At 71.3% G+C, this 17524-nt stretch carries 16 protein-coding genes and 4 pseudogenes; 17 read left to right on the top strand and 3 right to left on the bottom strand.

Translation table 11 applies throughout. The features are described 5' to 3' along the window. Positions 1-41: 41 nt before the first annotated feature. Positions 42-215, bottom strand: a pseudogene (locus ACWD1U_RS34145) (D-aminoacylase); the annotation flags it as partial. A gap of 12 nt (positions 216-227) precedes the next feature. Next, positions 228-1505 carry an amino acid deaminase gene (locus ACWD1U_RS34140; RefSeq protein WP_451113236.1) on the bottom strand — a complete coding sequence of 426 codons (1278 nt, stop codon included), beginning with the start codon at positions 1503-1505 and terminating at the stop codon, positions 228-230. 85 nt (positions 1506-1590) lie between these two features. On the opposite strand from ACWD1U_RS34140, the pseudogene ACWD1U_RS34135 reads away from it, so the two are divergent. The 4 genes and pseudogenes from ACWD1U_RS34135 to ACWD1U_RS34120 all read left to right on the top strand — a co-directional run. Further along, a pseudogene (locus tag ACWD1U_RS34135) lies at positions 1591-1746 on the top strand (sugar kinase); the annotation flags it as partial. A gap of 10 nt (positions 1747-1756) precedes the next feature. Further along, positions 1757-1931, top strand: a pseudogene (locus tag ACWD1U_RS34130) (sugar kinase); the annotation flags it as partial. After that, a pseudogene (locus ACWD1U_RS34125) lies at positions 1930-2157 on the top strand (RidA family protein); the annotation flags it as partial. The pseudogenes ACWD1U_RS34130 and ACWD1U_RS34125, both read left to right, overlap by 2 nt. Positions 2158-2333: 176 nt before the next feature. Continuing rightward, a complete protein-coding gene (locus ACWD1U_RS34120) occupies positions 2334-2837 on the top strand; it encodes a hypothetical protein (protein ID WP_451113235.1) in 504 nt (167 codons plus the stop codon). 9 nt (positions 2838-2846) lie between these two features. On the opposite strand, the gene ACWD1U_RS34115 is transcribed toward ACWD1U_RS34120, so the two are convergent. Next, complete coding sequence (locus ACWD1U_RS34115) at positions 2847-4199, bottom strand: M14 family metallopeptidase (protein ID WP_451113234.1); 1353 nt, start codon at positions 4197-4199, stop codon at positions 2847-2849. 212 nt (positions 4200-4411) lie between these two features. Here ACWD1U_RS34115 and ACWD1U_RS34110 point away from each other — a divergent pair, with 212 nt between their 5' ends. The 13 genes from ACWD1U_RS34110 (at position 4412) to ACWD1U_RS34050 (ending at position 17394) form a co-directional block, all read left to right on the top strand. Continuing rightward, positions 4412-5302 (top strand): anti-sigma factor RsbA family regulatory protein, encoded by an 891-nt coding sequence (locus ACWD1U_RS34110; RefSeq protein ID WP_451113233.1) that lies wholly within the window; start codon positions 4412-4414, stop codon positions 5300-5302. Between the two features lie 110 nt (positions 5303-5412). Then, positions 5413-6729: an Nramp family divalent metal transporter gene (locus tag ACWD1U_RS34105; protein ID WP_451113232.1), complete on the top strand. Its 1317-nt coding sequence runs from the start codon at positions 5413-5415 to the stop codon at positions 6727-6729. 66 nt (positions 6730-6795) lie between these two features. Beyond that, a complete protein-coding gene (locus tag ACWD1U_RS34100) occupies positions 6796-7212 on the top strand; it encodes a hypothetical protein (RefSeq protein ID WP_451113231.1) in 417 nt (138 codons plus the stop codon). Positions 7213-7632: 420 nt separating this feature from the next. Further along, positions 7633-8466, top strand: coding sequence for a hypothetical protein (locus ACWD1U_RS34095; RefSeq protein WP_451113280.1), 834 nt, complete (start codon positions 7633-7635; stop codon positions 8464-8466). 70 nt (positions 8467-8536) lie between these two features. Then, entirely contained in the window at positions 8537-9244 is a 708-nt protein-coding gene (cpaB, locus tag ACWD1U_RS34090) for a Flp pilus assembly protein CpaB (protein ID WP_451113230.1), read from the top strand. 9 nt (positions 9245-9253) lie between these two features. Further along, complete coding sequence (locus ACWD1U_RS34085) at positions 9254-10504, top strand: AAA family ATPase (protein ID WP_451113229.1); 1251 nt, start codon at positions 9254-9256, stop codon at positions 10502-10504. Then, entirely contained in the window at positions 10501-10899 is a 399-nt protein-coding gene (locus ACWD1U_RS34080; RefSeq protein ID WP_451113228.1) for a pilus assembly protein, read from the top strand. The genes ACWD1U_RS34085 and ACWD1U_RS34080 overlap by 4 nt, the downstream gene beginning before the upstream one ends. Before the next feature lies 1 nt (position 10900). Beyond that, positions 10901-11248 carry a TadE/TadG family type IV pilus assembly protein gene (locus tag ACWD1U_RS34075; RefSeq protein WP_451113227.1) on the top strand — a complete coding sequence of 116 codons (348 nt, stop codon included), beginning with the start codon at positions 10901-10903 and terminating at the stop codon, positions 11246-11248. A 16-nt stretch (positions 11249-11264) separates the two neighbouring features. Next, positions 11265-12602: a CpaF family protein gene (locus ACWD1U_RS34070; RefSeq protein ID WP_451113226.1), complete on the top strand. Its 1338-nt coding sequence runs from the start codon at positions 11265-11267 to the stop codon at positions 12600-12602. 9 nt (positions 12603-12611) lie between these two features. Then, positions 12612-13556, top strand: coding sequence for a type II secretion system F family protein (locus ACWD1U_RS34065; RefSeq protein WP_451113225.1), 945 nt, complete (start codon positions 12612-12614; stop codon positions 13554-13556). Between the two features lie 16 nt (positions 13557-13572). Next, positions 13573-14460 (top strand): DUF5936 domain-containing protein, encoded by an 888-nt coding sequence (locus tag ACWD1U_RS34060; protein ID WP_451113224.1) that lies wholly within the window; start codon positions 13573-13575, stop codon positions 14458-14460. 349 nt (positions 14461-14809) lie between these two features. Continuing rightward, a complete protein-coding gene (locus ACWD1U_RS34055; RefSeq protein ID WP_451113223.1) occupies positions 14810-16426 on the top strand; it encodes a sensor histidine kinase in 1617 nt (538 codons plus the stop codon). Continuing rightward, a complete protein-coding gene (locus tag ACWD1U_RS34050) occupies positions 16426-17394 on the top strand; it encodes a response regulator (RefSeq protein ID WP_451113222.1) in 969 nt (322 codons plus the stop codon). Before ACWD1U_RS34055 ends, ACWD1U_RS34050 begins: the two co-directional genes overlap by 1 nt. Positions 17395-17524: the final 130 nt, after the last annotated feature.

The raw sequence follows: 17524 nt of genomic DNA, 5'->3' as shown, positions 1-17524 counted from the left end.
CCCGCCCGGCCCGCCAGAACGTCCGTGCGGCGGCCGTCCTCGATCAGGCCCTCGGCGTCCAGCTCCCGGCGCGCCTTCGGCCGCGGGCGGCCGGCCGCCGCGGCCTTCTTGACGATCCTCACGATCCGGCCGTCGTCCACCCCCGCATCGGCCCGGTAGGCGTCCGAGCCGGAGCCGTCGACGACGTCCGCGTCCCGGATGGCGAACTCGTCCATCGCGCCGGCCTCCTAGAAGAACGTGCGGACGTAGTCGACGACCGTGCCGTCCGCCTCCGCGACAGGGATCAGCTGCCACCTGTCGAACGAGGTGCACGGATGGGACAGACCCAGCCCGACCCAGTCGCCGACCTCCAGATCCGCCTCCGGCGTGGTGCTCAGCCAGGCGTGCTGGTCGGACAGCGCGGTCACCGCCACGCCGGTGGCCGGGCGCTCGGCGACGTCCCGGCGGATCACCTGGGCAACGGGCAGGCCGAGGTCGTAGGCCGCGTCCCGCTTGCCCGCGTTGACGAAGGCCTGCTCGGCGGAGGGCCGCGACACCACCTGCGTCCACAGCCGGAACGCCGGCTCCAGCGCGCCCTCCTCGGGCACCCGGTTGAACGGCGTCAGCTTGCGGTAGTGGCCGTCGTCGTGCGAGACGTACGCGCCCGAGCGCAGCAACTTCAGTACGGACCGGGAGAGTGCGGGGATCTCCGCGAAGACGTCGGCGACCGCGTCGAACCAGGCGCTGCCGCCCGCGCTGACGACGATCTCGTCCACGTCCGTGAAGCGCCCCGCCTCGTCGAAGTCGGCGGCGAGCGCGACCAGCCGGCGCAGCCACGCCGTCACCCGCTCGGTGTCGGCCTTCGGCACCTCGCCCTCGTAGCCCGCGACGCCGACGAGCCGCAGGGCCCGCGTGCCGGCCACCGCGTCCGCGACCGCAGCGCACTCCGCCTCCGTTCGGACCCCGGTGCGGGCACCCTCGCCGGCTGCGAACTCGACGACCACGTCCACCGGGCGCCCGGCGCCGCGCAGGGCCGCCTCCATCAGCTCGACGCCGCGCACGGAGTCGACGTAGCAGACGAGACGGAAGTCCGGGTCGGCGTCCAGCTCGGCGGCGATCCAGCGCAGGGCCGCCGCGTCGACCAGCTCGTTCGCGAGGAACACGCGCCGGGTCCCGAACGCACGCGCCACCCGCACCTGGTGCGGCACCGCCAGTGTGATGCCCCACGCGCCGTGCTCGATCTGCCGCTGGAACAACTGCGGCGCCATGGAGGTCTTGCCGTGCGGCGCGAACGCCAGACCGTGCCGGGCCGCGTACGTCTCCATCAACTTCAGGTTGTGCTCCAGGCGCTCGGCGGACAGCGCGAGCACGGGCGTGGCGAAGCCCCCGGTGAAGAGATTGCGGCGCTGGGCGGCCAGCTCGCCGACCGTCAGGCCGTCGGCGTCCGGCGGGAGGCCCTTGAAACGGTGGTCGACTCGCTCGGCTGTGAGCCGGGCGAGGGACTCGGCTGCGGTGTCGGCTGTCATGGACCCTCCTGATCAGCGGTGTTGCATTCTCTGCAACCTCATCGCGCATTCTGCTCGGGGCTGTCCACATCTCGGCCCCCGGTCAATGAAACCGCCGCCGACCCACCCGACGAGGAGCACGAGCATCGTGCCCCTCTCCGGACCCCGCAACGCCACCGACGTCGTCGCGCTCGGCGAGTCCATGGTCACGTGCCTGCCGTCCCGCCCGGGCCGCTTCGCCGACGTTCCGGCCTTCGCCCGCCCGGGGTCCCTCCACCACCCTGCGCCGACTGCCCGTGCGGGACCGGCTGCGGCACGGGCATCCGATGGCCGGCGCCGCGCTCACCGTGCCCGGCGACCTCGCCACGCCGCCCGCCCGGGAGCACGCCGGTCGGCTCGCCGCCCCCGGACGACGCGGCATGGTGGAGACTGCGTAACCGGCCAGGCCAACGTCAAGGCCGTCCTCGAAGAGGGCGGTGCCGGCTGGGACGACGCGATGATGATCCGCGTCTACCTGACGGACGTGGCCCACTTCGCCGAGTTCAACGAGATCTACGACGCGTACTTCGAGGAGCAGGGCCTGACCCGGCCGCCCGCCGCGCGCACGACGGTCTACGTCGGCCTCCCCGCGGGTCTCCTCGTCGAGATCGACGCGCTGGCCGTTCTCGGCTGAACCCTCTTCGGCATCAGCGAGCGGGACACGCTCACGGCCTGGACGGTGCCGGAGAGTGTGCGGTCGGTGGCGGGGTCCGTGGGCACGGCGGTGTCGAGCCCGTTCGTGTAGGCGTCCGATAACGAAGTTGGGGTCGGCTGTGTGCGGCACAGGTTTGTCGACCATACTGCTCCGCTGTGGAGCAGCGCATAGGTTCGAGCAGCCAGCCCCTGGAAGGCGCCGGATTCGACCCGGCCTTCATCCCCGGGCTCACGTCACCCGCGTCCGGACGGACGGAGGACGACGAGCCGGAGAAGGCGCCCGAGGCCGCCGAGGCCGAGGAAGCCGCCCCGGAGCCGGAGGAGACGGCCGAGACGGCGTCGCCCTCCGAGCCGGAGGAGGACGCCGAGGTCGACGGTCCGGTCTTCGAGGCGTCCGACCGCCGTGCGCGGATAGTCGCCGACCACAGAGGTGTACGACTCGCCCTGGACGACCAGGAGTGCGAGTTCCGCTGGGACGAGATCGGCGCGGTGGAAACGGAGACCGCCCGCTTCGGCAAGCGCTACACCGTCACCGTCCACACCCCTGACCGGCGCTGGTACCCGATCGAGATCGAAGCGCCGGCCAGGAGCCACTTCAAGGAGTGGGACGAGCAGTTGGACGCGGTCCTCGATGCCTACTTCGAGGAAGACGCCGGCTGAGGAGCGCGGCTAGCCGCAGTACTGGCTCTCCTTGCCGATCGACCGGTACATGCAGTCCGCGTTCTCCAGCAGTTGCAGCACGGCATCGCGGTTACGAGAGGTCTCCCGCTCGATCACCTCGTCGGGCGGGTAGAACCCGCCTCCACCGGACCGCGGGTACATCTCGAAGGTGTAGCCGAAGATCCTGTGCGCACCCCAGAGGTAGTCGTCGATCGACCCGTCCGTGATGTACAGGTCGCTGGACTGCTGGGCCCTGTACCCGTTGCTCGCGGCCATCTTCTGCCCGACCGTCTTGAACGCCGCGTGGTCGTCCGCTGTCATCCCGGCCGTCGTGTCGGAGTACGTGTAGCCGAACGGCCACAGCACCAGCTCGCTGTACGTGTGGAAGTCGACCCCGGCCTTGATCTGCTGCTTGCCGCCGACGACCCGGCTGCGCACGAAGTCGGCGACGACCTTCACCTCGGGCGCCGACTCGGCCGCCGGGCCCCGGTAGGTGTCGGAGGACGTCGAGCCCGAGGAACCGCCGCAGCAGCCCCAGCGGTAGTTCCAGTTGCGGTTCAGGTCCGTACCGACGTACGACGAACCGGAGTTGGGCTGCCGGTTCTTGCGCCACGAGCGGTAGGACCCGGTGGCGATGTCGTACTCGCCGCCGTCGGGGTTCATGTCGGGCACGATCCAGATCTCGCGGTTGTTCACCATGCCGGTGACGCGTGAGTCGGAGCCGTAGTCGGAGGTCAGCTCGCGCAGCAGGTAGAGCGCCATCTCGACGGTCAGGTGCTCGCGGGCGTGCTGGTGGTGCGTGAACAGCACCTCCGGCTCGGACTCGTCGGTGCCCACGTTGTCGCTGATCTTGATGGCGACGATGTTGCGGCCCTGGTACGACTTGCCGATCACGCGTTGGCTCGCGATGGACGGGTTGGCCGAGACGATCGAGTTGATCTCGTTCGTCATCTCCGCGTAGTTGTGGTACCGCGAGTCGGCGGACGGGAAGTCGAAGAGCCGGACGTCGCCCTCACCGGCGGACCGGTCGGGCACCGCGCCGAGCGCGCTGACCTCGTAGCCCAGCGCACGCAGCTTCTTGATCTGGTCCGCGCGGCCGGAGACGACGACACCGTGGCCGTGGACCTCGTCGACGGTCACGCCCGTGCGCTGAAGTGCCGTGCGGTCCTTGGCCGTCGAGTGCAGGTGGACCTCGTACTGCCGGATGTCGTCGGCCGAAGCGGCCGCCCTGGGCGCGCTGTCGGCGGTGGCGTCGGTCGTCGTCGAGGAGAGGGGTGCCGCGAGGGCGAGTGCGAGGAGGGCGGCGAGGGCGGCGGTGCGTCTGCCGGTGCGGGCACCGGAGCCTCGTATGCGAAGTCGCATGAAGTCTCCTTGTGGGAGGTGGGGTTGTTCCGTGCGACGTACGTGGTGCGGGTGGCGCACATCGTTCTGCCAATGGCATGAGCAGGTCAAGACCGAATACGGCCGTGCAGTGTACGCGTGCGGCGCGGTGGCCGAGAGGGAGCGGCCGAAGTACACCCACGGGTGTGACCCGGGCGTGCCTATGTGTACGTACCGGGAGAGAGTGAGGGTCCGTGACCACAGGACGATCCGCCCCGTTCGACCACCGTATGGCCGTCTTCGACTGCGACGACGGCTTCCTGGCCGCCGCCCTTCCCTTCCTCGGCGAGGGCCTCGCCGCCACCGGCGAACCACCGCCCGTGGCCATCGCCGACCCTCGCAACCTGGACCTCCTGCGCGACGCCCTCGGCGGCGACGCCGAGAACGTCACTTGCGTTCCGCACACCGACTGGTACACCGGCTCCGCCGCCAACGCCGTCGCGCAGGCCGCCACGTACCTCACCGCCCACGCCGGCCCGGGCGGCGGGATCCATCTGCTCATGGAGCCCGTGTGGAGCGGCCGGGCCGGGCGCTCGGCCCGCGAGACCACCGAGTGGATCCGCTACGAGGCCCTCGCCAACCTCCTCTTCGCCCCCATGGCCACGACCGCCCTGTGCGCGTACGACACCCGGACCGCCGGGCCCGCCGTCGTCGCGGCGGCCCGCCGCGCCCACCCCGACACGGACGTGTACGAGGAGCCGGTGCGCCTCGCGGCCGAACTCGACGCGGCACCACTGCCGTTGCCCCCGGCCGGTGCCCAGCCCCTCGCCGAGCCGCACGCGGCGGCCGTGCGGGCCTGGGCGGAGGGCCGGGGCCTGCCCGCCGCGGACGCCGAACTGTTCGCCGCGGCCGTGGCCGAGACGGCAGCCGCCCTGGCCCCCCTCGACGGAACCGCCCTGCTGTGGGGCGAGGCACCCGCCTGCGTCTGCGAACTGCGCTCGGCCCGCCGTGTCGACGACCCGCTCGCCGGCTTCCTCCCGCCTTCCGCCGACGGCCCGGGCCTGTGGTACGCGCGTCAGGTCTGCGCGTACGTGGACATCCGTGACGACGACGAGGGGGGAACGGTCCGCCTGCAGTACGCATAACCCCCTGCCCGCAGGGCCAGGGCACCGGATCTCGTCCAGTTCCGCACCCCAAGGGTGATTGCGCTCAGGCCCTCTTGTCGGCTCGCTCTCCTTGCGGTTTCTTGATCTGCATGGCGGACACCACGGGAAAAACCACGGAGAACGCGGCCCCGCAGCCCCCTCCGATGCGCAAGGCGAGTTGGAAGTACATCGGCCCGGGCGTCGTCGTCGCGGCGACCGGCGTCGGAGCCGGTGACCTCGTCGCCACGCTCATCGCGGGCAGCAACTTCGGCTACACCCTCCTGTGGGCCGCGATCATCGGCTGCCTGGTGAAGATCTCCCTCGCCGAGGCGGCGGGCCGCTGGCATCTGTCCACCGGCCGCACCCTGTTCGACGGCTGGGCGAGCCTAGGCCGCTGGACGACCTGGTTCTTCGCGGTCTACGTCGTCGTCTGGGGCTTCGTCTACGGCGCGGCGGCGATGTCGTCCAGCGCGCTGCCGCTGCAGGCGCTCTTCCCGGACGTGATGGACCTGAAGTGGTGGGGCATCGCCTGCGGCCTGGTCGGCCTGGTCTTCGTCTGGTTCAACAAGTACGCGGTGTTCGAGAAGGTCATGACGGTCCTGGTCGGCGTCATGTTCGTGGTGACGGTGTACCTGGCGATCCGCGTCACGCCGAACCTCCCCGACGCCTTCGCCGGTCTCCTGCCGGTCCTGCCGGACGAGAAGGACTCGATCCTCAACACGCTGGGCCTGATCGGCGGCGTCGGCGGCACGATCACGCTCGCCGCGTACGGCTACTGGGTCAACGCCAAGGGCTGGACCGACACCGGCTGGATGAAGGTCATGCGCCTGGACAACCGCGTCGCCTACGCCACCACCGGCATCTTCGTCATCGCCATGCTGTTCGTCGGCGCGGAGCTGCTGCACTCGGCGAACATCGCGATCGCGAGCGGCGACAAGGGCCTGATCCAGCTGGGCGACATCCTGGAGGACGAGTACGGCCCGGCCACGGCGAAGTTCTTCCTGATCGGCTTCTTCGCCACGTCCTTCACCTCACTGATCGGCGTCTGGCACGGCGTGAGCCTGATGTTCGCCGACTTCGTGGCCCGCCTGTCGGGCCAGGGCCGGGCCAAGGGCGAGGAGGTCGCCTCGGGCGAACGTGAACGCTCCTGGCCCTTCCGCGCCTACCTCCTCTGGCTGACCTTCCCGCCCATGCTCCTCCTCTTCGAGGGCCAGCCCTTCCGCCTGATCATCATCTACGGCGTCCTCGGCGCGGCCTTCCTGCCCTTCCTCGCCGGCACCCTGCTCTGGCTCCTGAATTCACCCCGTACGCCCCGCGAGTGGCGCAACGGCCCGCTGAGCAACGTGATACTCGCCGTCGCTGGACTGCTGTTCCTGGTCCTGTGCGTGAAGCAGATCTGGGACCAGCCGTGGGGGGAGTTCTTCTAGGCAGGAGAATGTCCTACCGCAGTACCGAGATGTCCCCAGCGAGCACGAGGACCGAGGACCCGACGGATGACCCAGCAGTACCCACCACCCGGCCCCGGCTTCGGCCCGCCCCCACCGCAGTACGCGCCCGCGCAAGCCCCGTACGCGCAAGCCCCGTACGCGCAGGCGCCGTACGCCCAGGCTCCGCCGCAACCGGCGTCGACCGGACCGGACTTCCTGGCCGTCGACAAACGCAACGCGGTCGTCGTCGACGCGTCCGGCGTCGCCTTCGAGTCGTCCGGGCTCTCGATCGAGTTCCGCTGGCCCGAGATCCGCAGCGTCCACTACCAGGCGAGCCCCAACGGCAAGGCGCTGATGGTCGCCGTGGTCCACGTGGACGGCAGATTCTTCGAGTGCGTGGTGGAGGCCAAGCCCAGGTCGCGACTCCAGGAGTGGTTCCCGCAGCTGGCGTGGGTGCTCGGGCACTACCGGCCGATGGGGTGAAGGGGCCGCCCTCACCCCATCGGTGAGGTCAGCGACGGCTACGGCAGCCCGTGGACATGCGGCCCGGGGCGTTGTTCCCGAAGGTCGGGGACACCGAGCCGCCGCCCGCCGCCCGCCGCGCGGGTGGCGCGAAGGCCCACCGTCAACTCCGGGTCCCGGGCCCACCGGCCAGGCCCCCCGAGACCCGGCCGGCGACCGGCAAGATGCTCAACCTGCCCCGTTTTGACGCAGCTTGTGCAACGGCAGTTGCACCTCAGCTACACAAACGCTGTTCTCCGGTCACAGAGCCGTGGATACAGTGCTGAGGTAGTCACGCAGTGAAGTCGACACGGTGCGCCGAAGTGACACCCGGCGTTCCAACGGGCATGGGGAAACGGGGAGCTGCGCGTGCCAACTGCCATTGCCGTGACCAGCGCCGACATGGCGCTGCCGCCACAGGACGAACGCACCCTGCCCGCCGTCGTGCTCCGGGACGTCGAACGACGCCCCCTGGAGCAGGCGCTGGCCGAGATGCAGGCCCTGGTCGAGCACCACGGGCATGTGATCGTGGTCTGCTCACCGGCCGCGCCCACCGCGGTGCAGCGCCGGCTGCACACCCTGCGCTCCCTCATGGAGACCGACCGGATCGCCCTGTTCCGGCCGGAGCTGCCGCCCCTCGGGCTGGCGGTCCTGGCCCGTCAGCTGAGACAGCTCGCGTCCTGCGACATCGGCCCCGGGGTGCTCGCCTCGGCCGGCCGGCTGCTCGTGCACTACATCCACGCCGGGGCGCTGCTCAACTCCGTCGCCCGCCTCGACCGCGTCCCCGTCGGACTGAAGTCGCACGCCAAGTCCTGGGTGCCCGGCAGTCAGTTCGGCGTCCTCGCCCACCCCGAACCGCAGCTGGTCCGGATCACCCCCGAAGCCCGGCTTCCCGGCCCGGAGTTCGGCACCTGGATGCTGGTCGCCAAGGGGCAGCTCCAGTCCGACTGGGTCACCGCCACCCTCGCCCCGTCCTGGAAGGCGCGGGGCCTGCGGGAGGTCCCGCTCCCGGCCGAATCACCGGGCTGGTGGGGCACCGGCAGGCTGATCGAGTTCTGCAGCTACCTGCCGGACCTGTCCGTCCTCTACCAGCTGGTCACGTCCGTACGGCGCAGCCGCTGCCACTGGTGCGGCATCGACGTCATCGGCGACCGCTGCGTCTTCTGCTCGGTCATGCCACCCGTCCACGACAGCCCACCCCCCAGACAGCTCGAGAACCGAACGGCCGTCGGGTGAGCCCTGACACCGCTCGTCAGCACTGCCCCGATCCGGCTCGACCGATATCCCCAACGAGGTTGTACGGCTCATGAATTCCCGTCAGCGCCGCGGCGTGATTCTCCTGCTCCTGTCGGTCGTCTGCGCCCTGGGCGCCTTCGCCGGCGTGCTGTCCGTCATCAGTGACGTGAAGTCCAAGGTGGGCCCCGAGGTCACCGCCTACCGGCTCAAAACCGAGGTGCCGCCGTACACCACCCTCAGCACGGGCCAGTTCGAGAAGATCAGGATGCCCGAACGCTGGCTGTCGGACAACGCGGTCACCGACCTGCGCGAGATCCAGGGCAAGATCGCCGTGACCACGCTGCGCGCGGGCTCCCTGCTCCAGTCCGACATGATCGTCCGCCGACCGGCCCTCCAGCCCGGCCAGCAGGAGGTCGCCATCATGATCGACGCGGCGACCGGCGTGGCCGGCAAGATCACCCCGGGCTCCTCCGTCAACGTCTACGCCACCTTCGAGGGCGAGCGTGAGGGCGACCCCGACCAGTCGAAGATCATCGTGACCGACGCCCAGGTCATCGACGTCGGCGAACTGACCGCGCTGAAGCCGGACGAGGGCAGCCGCATCCAGCAGCCCACCGACGCCCGCCCGATCACCTTCGCGCTCTCCGCCCGGGACGCCCAGCGCATCACCTACGCCGAGTCGTTCGCCAAGCGCGTCCGCCTCGCTCTCGTCGCCCCCGGCAGCGACACCACCGTCCCCGAGCAGGACCGGACGTACGAACTCGCGAAGGACAAGTGAGAGGCTCGCATGCCCACGAGGATCCTCCCGGCAGTCGGTGACGCGGACGCGGTCCGGTCCGTCACGACGCTGCTCAGCCAGCTCCCGGACGCCGAGCCGGTCACCCCGGTCGTCGACTCGACCCAGCTCATCGACACCCTCGCGCGCCTGGCAGCCGAGTCCGTCGACGAACTGCCCGAGGTCGTGGTCGTGCACGAGCGCATCGGCCCCGTCCCCGCCCTGGAGCTGATCCGCGAAGTGGCCCTGCGCTTCCCGGCCGTCGGCGTCATCCTCGTCACCTCCGACGCGAGCCCCGGCCTCTTCCAGGCCGCCATGGACTACGGCGCCCGCGGCCTGGTCGCCCTGCCCCTCAGCTACGAGGAACTCGCCAGCCGCGTCCAGGCGGTCGCCCAGTGGTCCGTCGGCGTACGACGGCACCTGGGCGCCGGCGGCGACGTCTTCACCGGCGTCGGCGGCACCGTCGTCACCGTCAGCGGCGCGAAAGGCGGTGTCGGCACCACCCTCACCGCGATCCAGCTGGCCCTCGCCGCCCAGGCCTCAGGCCGCAGCACGGCCCTGGTCGACATGGACCTCCAGACCGGCGACATCGCCTCCTACCTGGACGTCCAGTTCCGCCGCTCCGTCGTCGACCTCGCCGCCATCACCGACATCTCCCCGCGCGTCCTGGCCGACGCGGTCTTCCGCCACGACACCGGCCTTGCCCTGCTGCTCGCCCCCGCCGAAGGAGAACGCGGCGAGGACGTCACCGACCGATCCGCCCGCCAGATCGTCAGCGCCCTGCGCTCCCGCTACGAGGTCGTCGTCATCGACTGCGGCGCCCAGCTCGGCGGCGCCGGCGCCGCGGCCGTGGAGATGGCCGACCGGGCCCTGCTGATCACCACGCCGGACGTGGTCGCCGTACGGGGCGCCAAGCGGGCGGTGCGGATGTGGGACCGGCTGCAGATCCGCAAGGCCGAGGAGACGACCGTCGTCGTCAACCGGCACTCCCGCGCGACGGAGATCCAGCCGCCGCTCATCCAGAAGATCACCGGCACGTCCGTCGCGGCCACCGCGATCCCCGCCAACTTCAAGGAACTGCAGAGCGTCGTGGACGCGGGCCGCATCCACGAACTGGAGAGCAAGAGCTCGGTGAAACAGGCCCTGTGGGGCCTGGCGGGCGAACTGGGCCTGGTCAAAGCCCCCGACGCCGCCCAGAAGGCGGGCAGGTTCCGGGGCGGCGACCGGGGGTCGGTGACCTTCCGGCGGCGGAGGGAGGGATGAGCGTGCGCTCGGCTTTCGCGACCCCGGCTTTACGGGACCGGGGCCAGGTCACCATCGAGTTCCTCGGCATGACACCGACGATCATCGTGACGCTGATCGCGCTGTGGCAGGTCGTCCTGGTCGGCTACACCTTCACGCTCGCGGGGAACGCCGCGGACGAGGCGGTGCGGGAGGCGACGGCGGCCGAGCCGGGTGGGGCACGGGATGCCGCGTGCCAGGCGGCCGGGCTCAAGCACCTGTCGGAGGCGTGGCGATCCGGCGCCGAGGTGACCTGCGGCGGCTCGGGCTATGTGACGGCCGACGTCACGCTGGAGGTCCCGATCCTCTTCCCGGGCACGCTGTCCTTCCCCTTCCCCGTCCACGGCCACGCCGGAGCGGTCGAGGAGGCCGACTGAGATGCCGAGGACGCGCAGAGACCGGGGCCAGGTCGCCATCGAGTACATCGGCTTCCTGCCGATCCTGCTGCTCGTCGCCCTGGCGGCCGTGCAGCTCGGCCTGATCGCCTACACGGCCCAGCAGGCGGGCACGGCGGCCCGGGCGGGGGCGCGCAGCGCGTCGCTGGCCGGACCGTACGAGGCGGACTGCCGGGCGGCGGTGAGCAGCCGGCTGGAAGTGATGGGCTGCCCCGCCTCCTACGGCGCGGACGAGGTCACCGTCACCGCCACGGTGAAGATCCCGTCCCTCGTGCCGGGCTGGACGTTCGACCCGGCCGTCAAGACCGCCACGATGCCGCGCGACCACTGAACGGAGCCCCGGACTCATGAGCCTGCGAGCACGCATCAACACCCCCGAGGAGAACGGCGACCGGGGTGAGGACGGCCACTTGGTCGCCTCCTACCGGTCCAAGCTCCTGGAGGAGATCGACCTCGCGGAGATGAGTTCGCTGGCCGCCGCCGAGCGCAGGGCCCGGCTGGAGCGCGTGCTCGGGCACATCATCAGCCGTGAGGGCCCCGTCCTGTCGACGGTGGAGCGCTCGCAGCTGATCCGCAGGGTGGTCGACGAGGCACTGGGCCTCGGCATCCTGGAACCGCTCCTGGAGGACGCGTCCATCACGGAGATCATGGTGAACGGCCCGGACGCGATCTTCGTGGAGCGCGGCGGCCGGGTCGAGCAGCTGCCGTTGCGCTTCGCCTCCAACGACCAGCTCATGCAGACGATCGAGCGGATCGTCTCCACGGTCAACCGCCGCGTGGACGAGTCCAACCCGATGGTCGACGCCCGTCTCCCCTCCGGCGAGCGCGTCAACGTCGTCATCCCGCCCCTGTCCCTGACGGGCGCCACCCTCACGATCCGCCGCTTCCCCCGCTCCTTCACCCTCCAGGAGCTGATCGGCCTCGGCTCGCTCGACGAGCACATGCTGTACCTGCTGGCGGGCCTGGTGCAGGCGAAGTTCAACGTCATCGTCTCCGGCGCGACGGGCACCGGAAAGACGACCCTGCTCAACGCGCTCTCCGGACTCATCCCCGACGGCGAGCGCATCATCACCATCGAGGACTCGGCCGAACTCCAGCTCCAGCAGGCCCACGTGATCCGCCTGGAGTCGCGCCCGCCGAACGTCGAGGGCAAGGGCCAGGTGACCATCCGCGACCTGGTCCGCAACTCCCTGCGCATGCGCCCCGACCGGATCGTCGTCGGTGAGGTTCGCGGCGGCGAGTCCCTCGACATGCTGCAGGCGATGTCGACCGGCCATGACGGCTCGCTGGCCACCGTCCACGCCAACAGCGCCGAGGACGCGTTGATGCGGCTGCAGACCCTGGCGTCCATGTCGGACGTGGATATCCCCTTCGTGGCGCTGCACGACCAGATCAACAGCGCGGTCGACGTCCTCGTGCAGCTGACCCGGTTCGCGGACGGCGCCCGCCGCATCACCGAGATCGCACTGATGGACAGCCACGGCAGCGACCCGTACCGCCTGGTCTCGGTCGCCCGCTTCAACGCACAGCCGATGGCGGCCGACGGCCGCATCCACGGGGCCTTCGAGCACTTCCCCCTCCCACGCCGCACCGCCGACCGCCTCTACATGGCGAGCCAGCCCGTCCCGCAGGCCTTCGGCATCGCCCGGTCCGCGGACCAGCTAGCCACCCGAGAAGCCAGGTAGGACCGACCGATGGAACTGCACACGCTCATCACGCTCACCACCGGCATCACCCTGCTGACGTGCGTCCTCGCGGTCGTCGGCCTGCACTCCTACGCCATGGGCAAGGCACAGCGGCAGGCGCTGGTCGACCGCCTGTCCGCCGCCGGCCGGCTCGAGGCGGGCGGCCGGCGCCGCCACTTCCGCGGGATCGACCGCCGTCTGCGGCGCACCAAGCTCGGCAAGAAGCTCGAGCTGCGCCTGGCGGCGACGGGCCTTGACATCACCCCCGGTGAGTTCTTCGTCTACATGCTCGCCACGGTCGCGGGCCTGTGGCTCGTCGGCCAGGCGGCCCTGGCCCCGTTCTTCGGCCCCCTGGCGGGCCTCCTGGGCATCGGGGTCGCCGTCCAGTTCCTCGACTGGCAACGCCAGAAACGCATCGAGAAGTTCATCAACCAGCTCCCCGAAATGGCCCGGATCCTCGCCAACGCCACCCAGGCGGGCCTCGCCCTGCGCACGGCGATCGGCATGGCCGCAGAGGAGATGGAAGCCCCGGCGGGCGAGGAACTCGGCAAAGTCGCGGCCCAGTTGGCCGTCGGTGCCTCGATGGACGACGCGCTGAGCGAGCTGGCGGACCGCCTCCCCTCCCGCGAACTGGTCGTCCTCGTCACCACCCTCGTCCTGTCGAACCGGGCGGGCGGCCAGGTGGTCAGCGCCCTGCGCAACCTGACGGAGACACTGGAGGAACGCAAGGAGACCCGGCGTGAGGTCCGCACCCAGCTCTCCCAGGTCAACATGACCTCGTACGCGGTCCCGGTCCTGGGCGTCGGCTCGCTCTTCCTCATGAACGGCGTGAAGGACGGCGCCCTGGAACGCATGACCGGCTCCTCCTTCGGCCAGGCGGCGGTCATCATCGCCTTCTCCCTCTACGCCGTCGGCTTCGTCCTCATCCGCCGACTGTCCCGCATCGACGTCTGAGAGCCCGGAGGCAACCATGGGACTGCTTCTCGCCCTGCTGATGGGCATCGGCGTCTGGGGCGTCTTCGCCGGCATCCGCATGTACCGCGCCGAGGCGAAACTCCCCGACGACCTCGCCCTGGCCCTGGAGGTCGGCTCCACCCGCACCGGTGCGGTCGACTCCCTCATCGACCGCATGGGCATGCGCTACGCCCCCGCCGTGCTGCGCCTCATGGGCCCCAAGCAGGTGGCGAAGTACCGCCGCAAGATCGACCTGGCGGGCAACCCGGGCGGCCTGACGATCGACCGCTACGCGGCGCGGCGGGCGGTGTACGGGGCTCTGGGCGGGGTGGGTTTCCTGGTGTTCCTGATGCGGGGCCAGCTCCTGGTGGCCCTCCTCCTGCTCGCCTTCGGGGCGTTCTGGACGGAGGTCGGCATCTGGTCGGCGATCCGCATCCGCAAGGACGTCATCGAACGGACCCTGCCGGACTTCCTGGACGTCCTGGCGGTCGTGGTGAGCGCGGGCCTCGGCTTCCGTCAGGCGCTGGACCGGGTCGCTTCCAAGTACGAGGGCCCCTGGGCCGACGAACTCCGCATCACCCTGCGCCAGATGGACCTCGGCATGAGCCGCCGCGAGGCCTTCGCGGAACTGCGCCGCCGCAACGACTCCGAGCAGGTCGCCATGTTCGTGACGGCGCTGCAGCAGGGCGAGGAACTCGGCGCGCCGATCGTCGACACACTGGTGGCGCTCGCGAAGGACATGCGCCGTACGGACGCCCAGAACGCCCGCCGCAAGGCCGCCCGGGCCGTCCCGAAGGCCACGATGATGATCACGACCTTCATGGTCCCGGCCACGATGCTCCTCCTCGGCGCCGGCCTCATCCTCGGCTCGGGCACGGACTTCGGCGCGGTGACGGGCAAGTAGGGAAGGGGGCGACAGCATGTCGATGACAGGGGAACGCAACGGCCTGCTGGGCCGTCGCCGCCGCCGCGCCGACCGGACACCGGAGATCACGACGCCACCGGCGGGGACGGTACTGCCGGCTCACGTCCGGACGGGTGCGCCCGACGTGCCGGTGACGTCGGCGACGCCTGCGCTGCCGCCGGGTTGGGAGGCGGTGGGGGGTGAGGCGACGCCCCCGATCAAGGGAGGAGGCCGTCGGGAGGCGGCGGCGCCTCCGGCGGATGCCCCGGCCGCTCCCGCACGGAATTCGCCGCCGCCGGCTGCGAGCGGCGAACCGTCGGGGCACGCGCCACGCCGCCTTGAAGGCCATGTGAACGGCGGGCCGGGCGGAGAGGCGGTCGGCGGGCCGGGCAGGAAAGCGGGCGGCGGGCCGGAGCCGGAGGTGGCGGCCGGTGGGCGGGGCGGGGAGGCGAGCGGCGGGCCGGGCGGAGAGGCGGTCGGCGGGCCGGGCAGGAAAGCGGGCGGCGGGCCGGAGCCGGAGGCGGCGGCCGACGGACCGGGGCGGGAGGCGGCGGGCGGTGGGCCGGGCGGGCCTGCGCACGGCGAGTCAGGCGTCGATGACGCCCAGCCCCCACACGGGCCACCCGCACGCGACGGCGAGAGCCGCACAGGCGGTGCGGACTGGAGCCCGATCCCGGCCGAGGGCCGGACCACGGCCACCCCCGCCGGCCCCGCGATCGACATCCAGGTCAACGCCCTACAGGCCATGTGCCGGCAGGTGTTCGGGTTCCGCCTGGCCATGATCGCCCTGGCGACCCCCACCGCCCTCCTCAACGCCCACGACGGCCTCCCCACCCGCCTCGTCGGCGCAGCCGTGGTCTTCACCTTCATGACCTCCTACGTCCTCTTCAGAGACTGGGAACGCTTCGGCCCCCTCCTCCTCCGCCACCCCACCCTGCTCGCCGCGGACACCCTCTTCGGCGCCCTGCTCCTCATCTCCGCCGGCCCGGACAGCACCCTCGCCTACGTCAGCGTCTGCACCCCCCTCCTGGCCGGCCTGGTGTACGGCTGGCGAGGCGCGGCCGTCTTCGCCTCCCTCCAGGCGCTCCTGCTGCTCCTCGTCCACGCGGCACAGCAGAACCCGGCCCCCGGAATCGCCGAGTCCGCCCTCCTGCCCGGCCTCTGCGTCATCGCCGGTGCCGTCGGCTCCAGCCTGCGCAACCTCATGTTCCGCTTCGGTGCCGCCACCCAGGCCCTCACCACCGTCCAGGCCCGTCTCGCCGTGACGGAAGCGGTCAGCGCCGAACGCGCCCGTCTGGCCCGCGAGATGCACGACTCGGTCGCCAAGACCCTGCACGGCGTGGCGCTCGCAGCCGACGGACTCACCGGCTCGGCGGGCGCCGACCGCATGGACCCGGCCCTGATCAGACAACAGGCCGCCCTGGTCGCCCGTTCAGCCCGCCGGGCCGCCGCCGAATCCCGGGAACTCCTGGCCGACCTGCGCCGCGAGTCCGACCCCTCCGAGGCCACCGACGTCCTGGTCGAACTGGCGGCCCGGACCCGTGACTTCAGCACCCGCACCGGGCTCCCCGCGGTCTACCGCCCCACCGGCGACCACGCCGTGCCCCCCGTGCCGCACGCGGTGGCCCGCCAGCTCCTCACCATCGCCTCGGAGGCCATGGAGAACGCCCACCGTCACGCCCACCCCAGCCGCGTCGACGTCCGCGCGGGCGTCCACGGCGAGCTGCTCCGCATCAGCGTGTACGACGACGGCGGCGGTCTCCCCCCGGGCACCACCCTCGAAGAACTCCGCCGAACGGGCCACTTCGGCCTGGTCGGCATGGTCGAACGCGCCGCATCGGTCGGCGCCCGCATCCGCATCGGCCGCGGAGGCCACCCCCAGGGCACGGAGGTCCGCCTGGAACTCCCGCTGGCAGCCCTGACCACGCCCGCCGCATGTCCCCACGACCCGAGAGGAGGCCCCTGATGCCGGACCACACCACCCCTCACCCCGGCGCACCCCAGCCGCCGCCACCACAGACCCCGTTCGCCGGCCTCCCGCGACCGGCACCGCCGAGCCGCCGCCTCCGGGTCGTCGTCGCGGACGACAACCCCGTGGTCCGCGCGGGCCTCACCGCCCTGCTCTCCGGCCGCGCGGACATCGAGGTCGTGGCGGAGGCGGCCGACGGCCGCGAAGCCTACGAGGCCGCCCACCAGCACCGCCCGGACGTCGTCCTCCTCGACGTCCGCATGCCCGGCGTGGACGGCATCTCGGCACTCCCGTACCTGGTGCGGATCGCCCCGGTCGTCATGCTGACGTACAGCAGGGAATCGGAGATCGTCCAGGAGGCCCTGCGGCGAGGAGCGGGCGGCTACCTGGTCCACGGCGAGTTCACGCCCGACCAACTGGTCCAGGCGGTACGGGACATCAAGGAGGGCCGAGCCCACTTCACGCCCACGGCGGCGGGCGCGCTCCTGGCCCAGCTCCGCCAGACCCAGGCACCACCCACCCAGCCCCTCCCCGAGGGACTGGGTCAGTCATCGAGTGCGAATGCATACGGAATCCCCGCCTCCGCGCAACGGCATTCCAGTCCTCAACAAGCCACTTCACCAGCTGATTCCCCGCTTACGCACACTGCGGCACCACTCACTTCTTCGGAAGACCTTTCGCAAGTGCAACCACATATGGGACAGTCGTCGTCTGGGTGGACGAGTGGCCGTCCCGCCACTGTCGACAGGTCGCGGTTCCAGTTGAGTACGAGGGAGGCGGAGATCATGGACCTCATCGCGTCCGGCATGAACAACCAGCAGATCGCCGCCACGTGCTTCATCAGCGAGAAGACCGTCAAGAACCACATCAACCGCATCTTCGCCAAGCTCCACAGCACCAGCCGCTCCGAGGCCGCCGCGAAGTGGATCGGCACGGCACCGGACTCACGCCGAGGACTGGGGTGACCATCGGTGACGGTTTGGGGGGAAAACCGGACGGGCCCGAGTCATTGGGCCCGGAATTGGGCCCTGGGGCCCTCTGACGGACAGCCTGTTCCGCCGTACGGTCCTCGTGCCGAAAGCGGCACAGCCGAAC

The sequence above is a fragment of the Streptomyces sp. NPDC002788 genome, from assembly GCF_053592115.1.
This window is presented reverse-complemented; position numbering and strand designations above follow the sequence as displayed.

Bases quoted from the DNA above. Each gene is read 5' to 3' on its own strand.
- ACWD1U_RS34140 (WP_451113236.1), bottom strand. From the start codon at position 1,505: ATGACAGCCGACACCGCAGCCGAGTCCCTCGCCCGGCTCACAGCCGAG.
- ACWD1U_RS34115 (WP_451113234.1), bottom strand. From the start codon at position 4,199: ATGCGACTTCGCATACGAGGCTCCGGTGCCCGCACCGGCAGACGCACC.
- ACWD1U_RS34105 (WP_451113232.1), top strand. From the start codon at position 5,413: ATGGCGGACACCACGGGAAAAACCACGGAGAACGCGGCCCCGCAGCCC.
- ACWD1U_RS34100 (WP_451113231.1), top strand. From the start codon at position 6,796: ATGACCCAGCAGTACCCACCACCCGGCCCCGGCTTCGGCCCGCCCCCA.
- ACWD1U_RS34095 (WP_451113280.1), top strand. From the start codon at position 7,633: ATGGCGCTGCCGCCACAGGACGAACGCACCCTGCCCGCCGTCGTGCTC.
- cpaB (WP_451113230.1), top strand. From the start codon at position 8,537: ATGAATTCCCGTCAGCGCCGCGGCGTGATTCTCCTGCTCCTGTCGGTC.
- ACWD1U_RS34085 (WP_451113229.1), top strand. From the start codon at position 9,254: ATGCCCACGAGGATCCTCCCGGCAGTCGGTGACGCGGACGCGGTCCGG.
- ACWD1U_RS34080 (WP_451113228.1), top strand. From the start codon at position 10,501: ATGAGCGTGCGCTCGGCTTTCGCGACCCCGGCTTTACGGGACCGGGGC.
- ACWD1U_RS34075 (WP_451113227.1), top strand. From the start codon at position 10,901: ATGCCGAGGACGCGCAGAGACCGGGGCCAGGTCGCCATCGAGTACATC.
- ACWD1U_RS34070 (WP_451113226.1), top strand. From the start codon at position 11,265: ATGAGCCTGCGAGCACGCATCAACACCCCCGAGGAGAACGGCGACCGG.
- ACWD1U_RS34065 (WP_451113225.1), top strand. From the start codon at position 12,612: ATGGAACTGCACACGCTCATCACGCTCACCACCGGCATCACCCTGCTG.
- ACWD1U_RS34060 (WP_451113224.1), top strand. From the start codon at position 13,573: ATGGGACTGCTTCTCGCCCTGCTGATGGGCATCGGCGTCTGGGGCGTC.
- ACWD1U_RS34050 (WP_451113222.1), top strand. From the start codon at position 16,426: ATGCCGGACCACACCACCCCTCACCCCGGCGCACCCCAGCCGCCGCCA.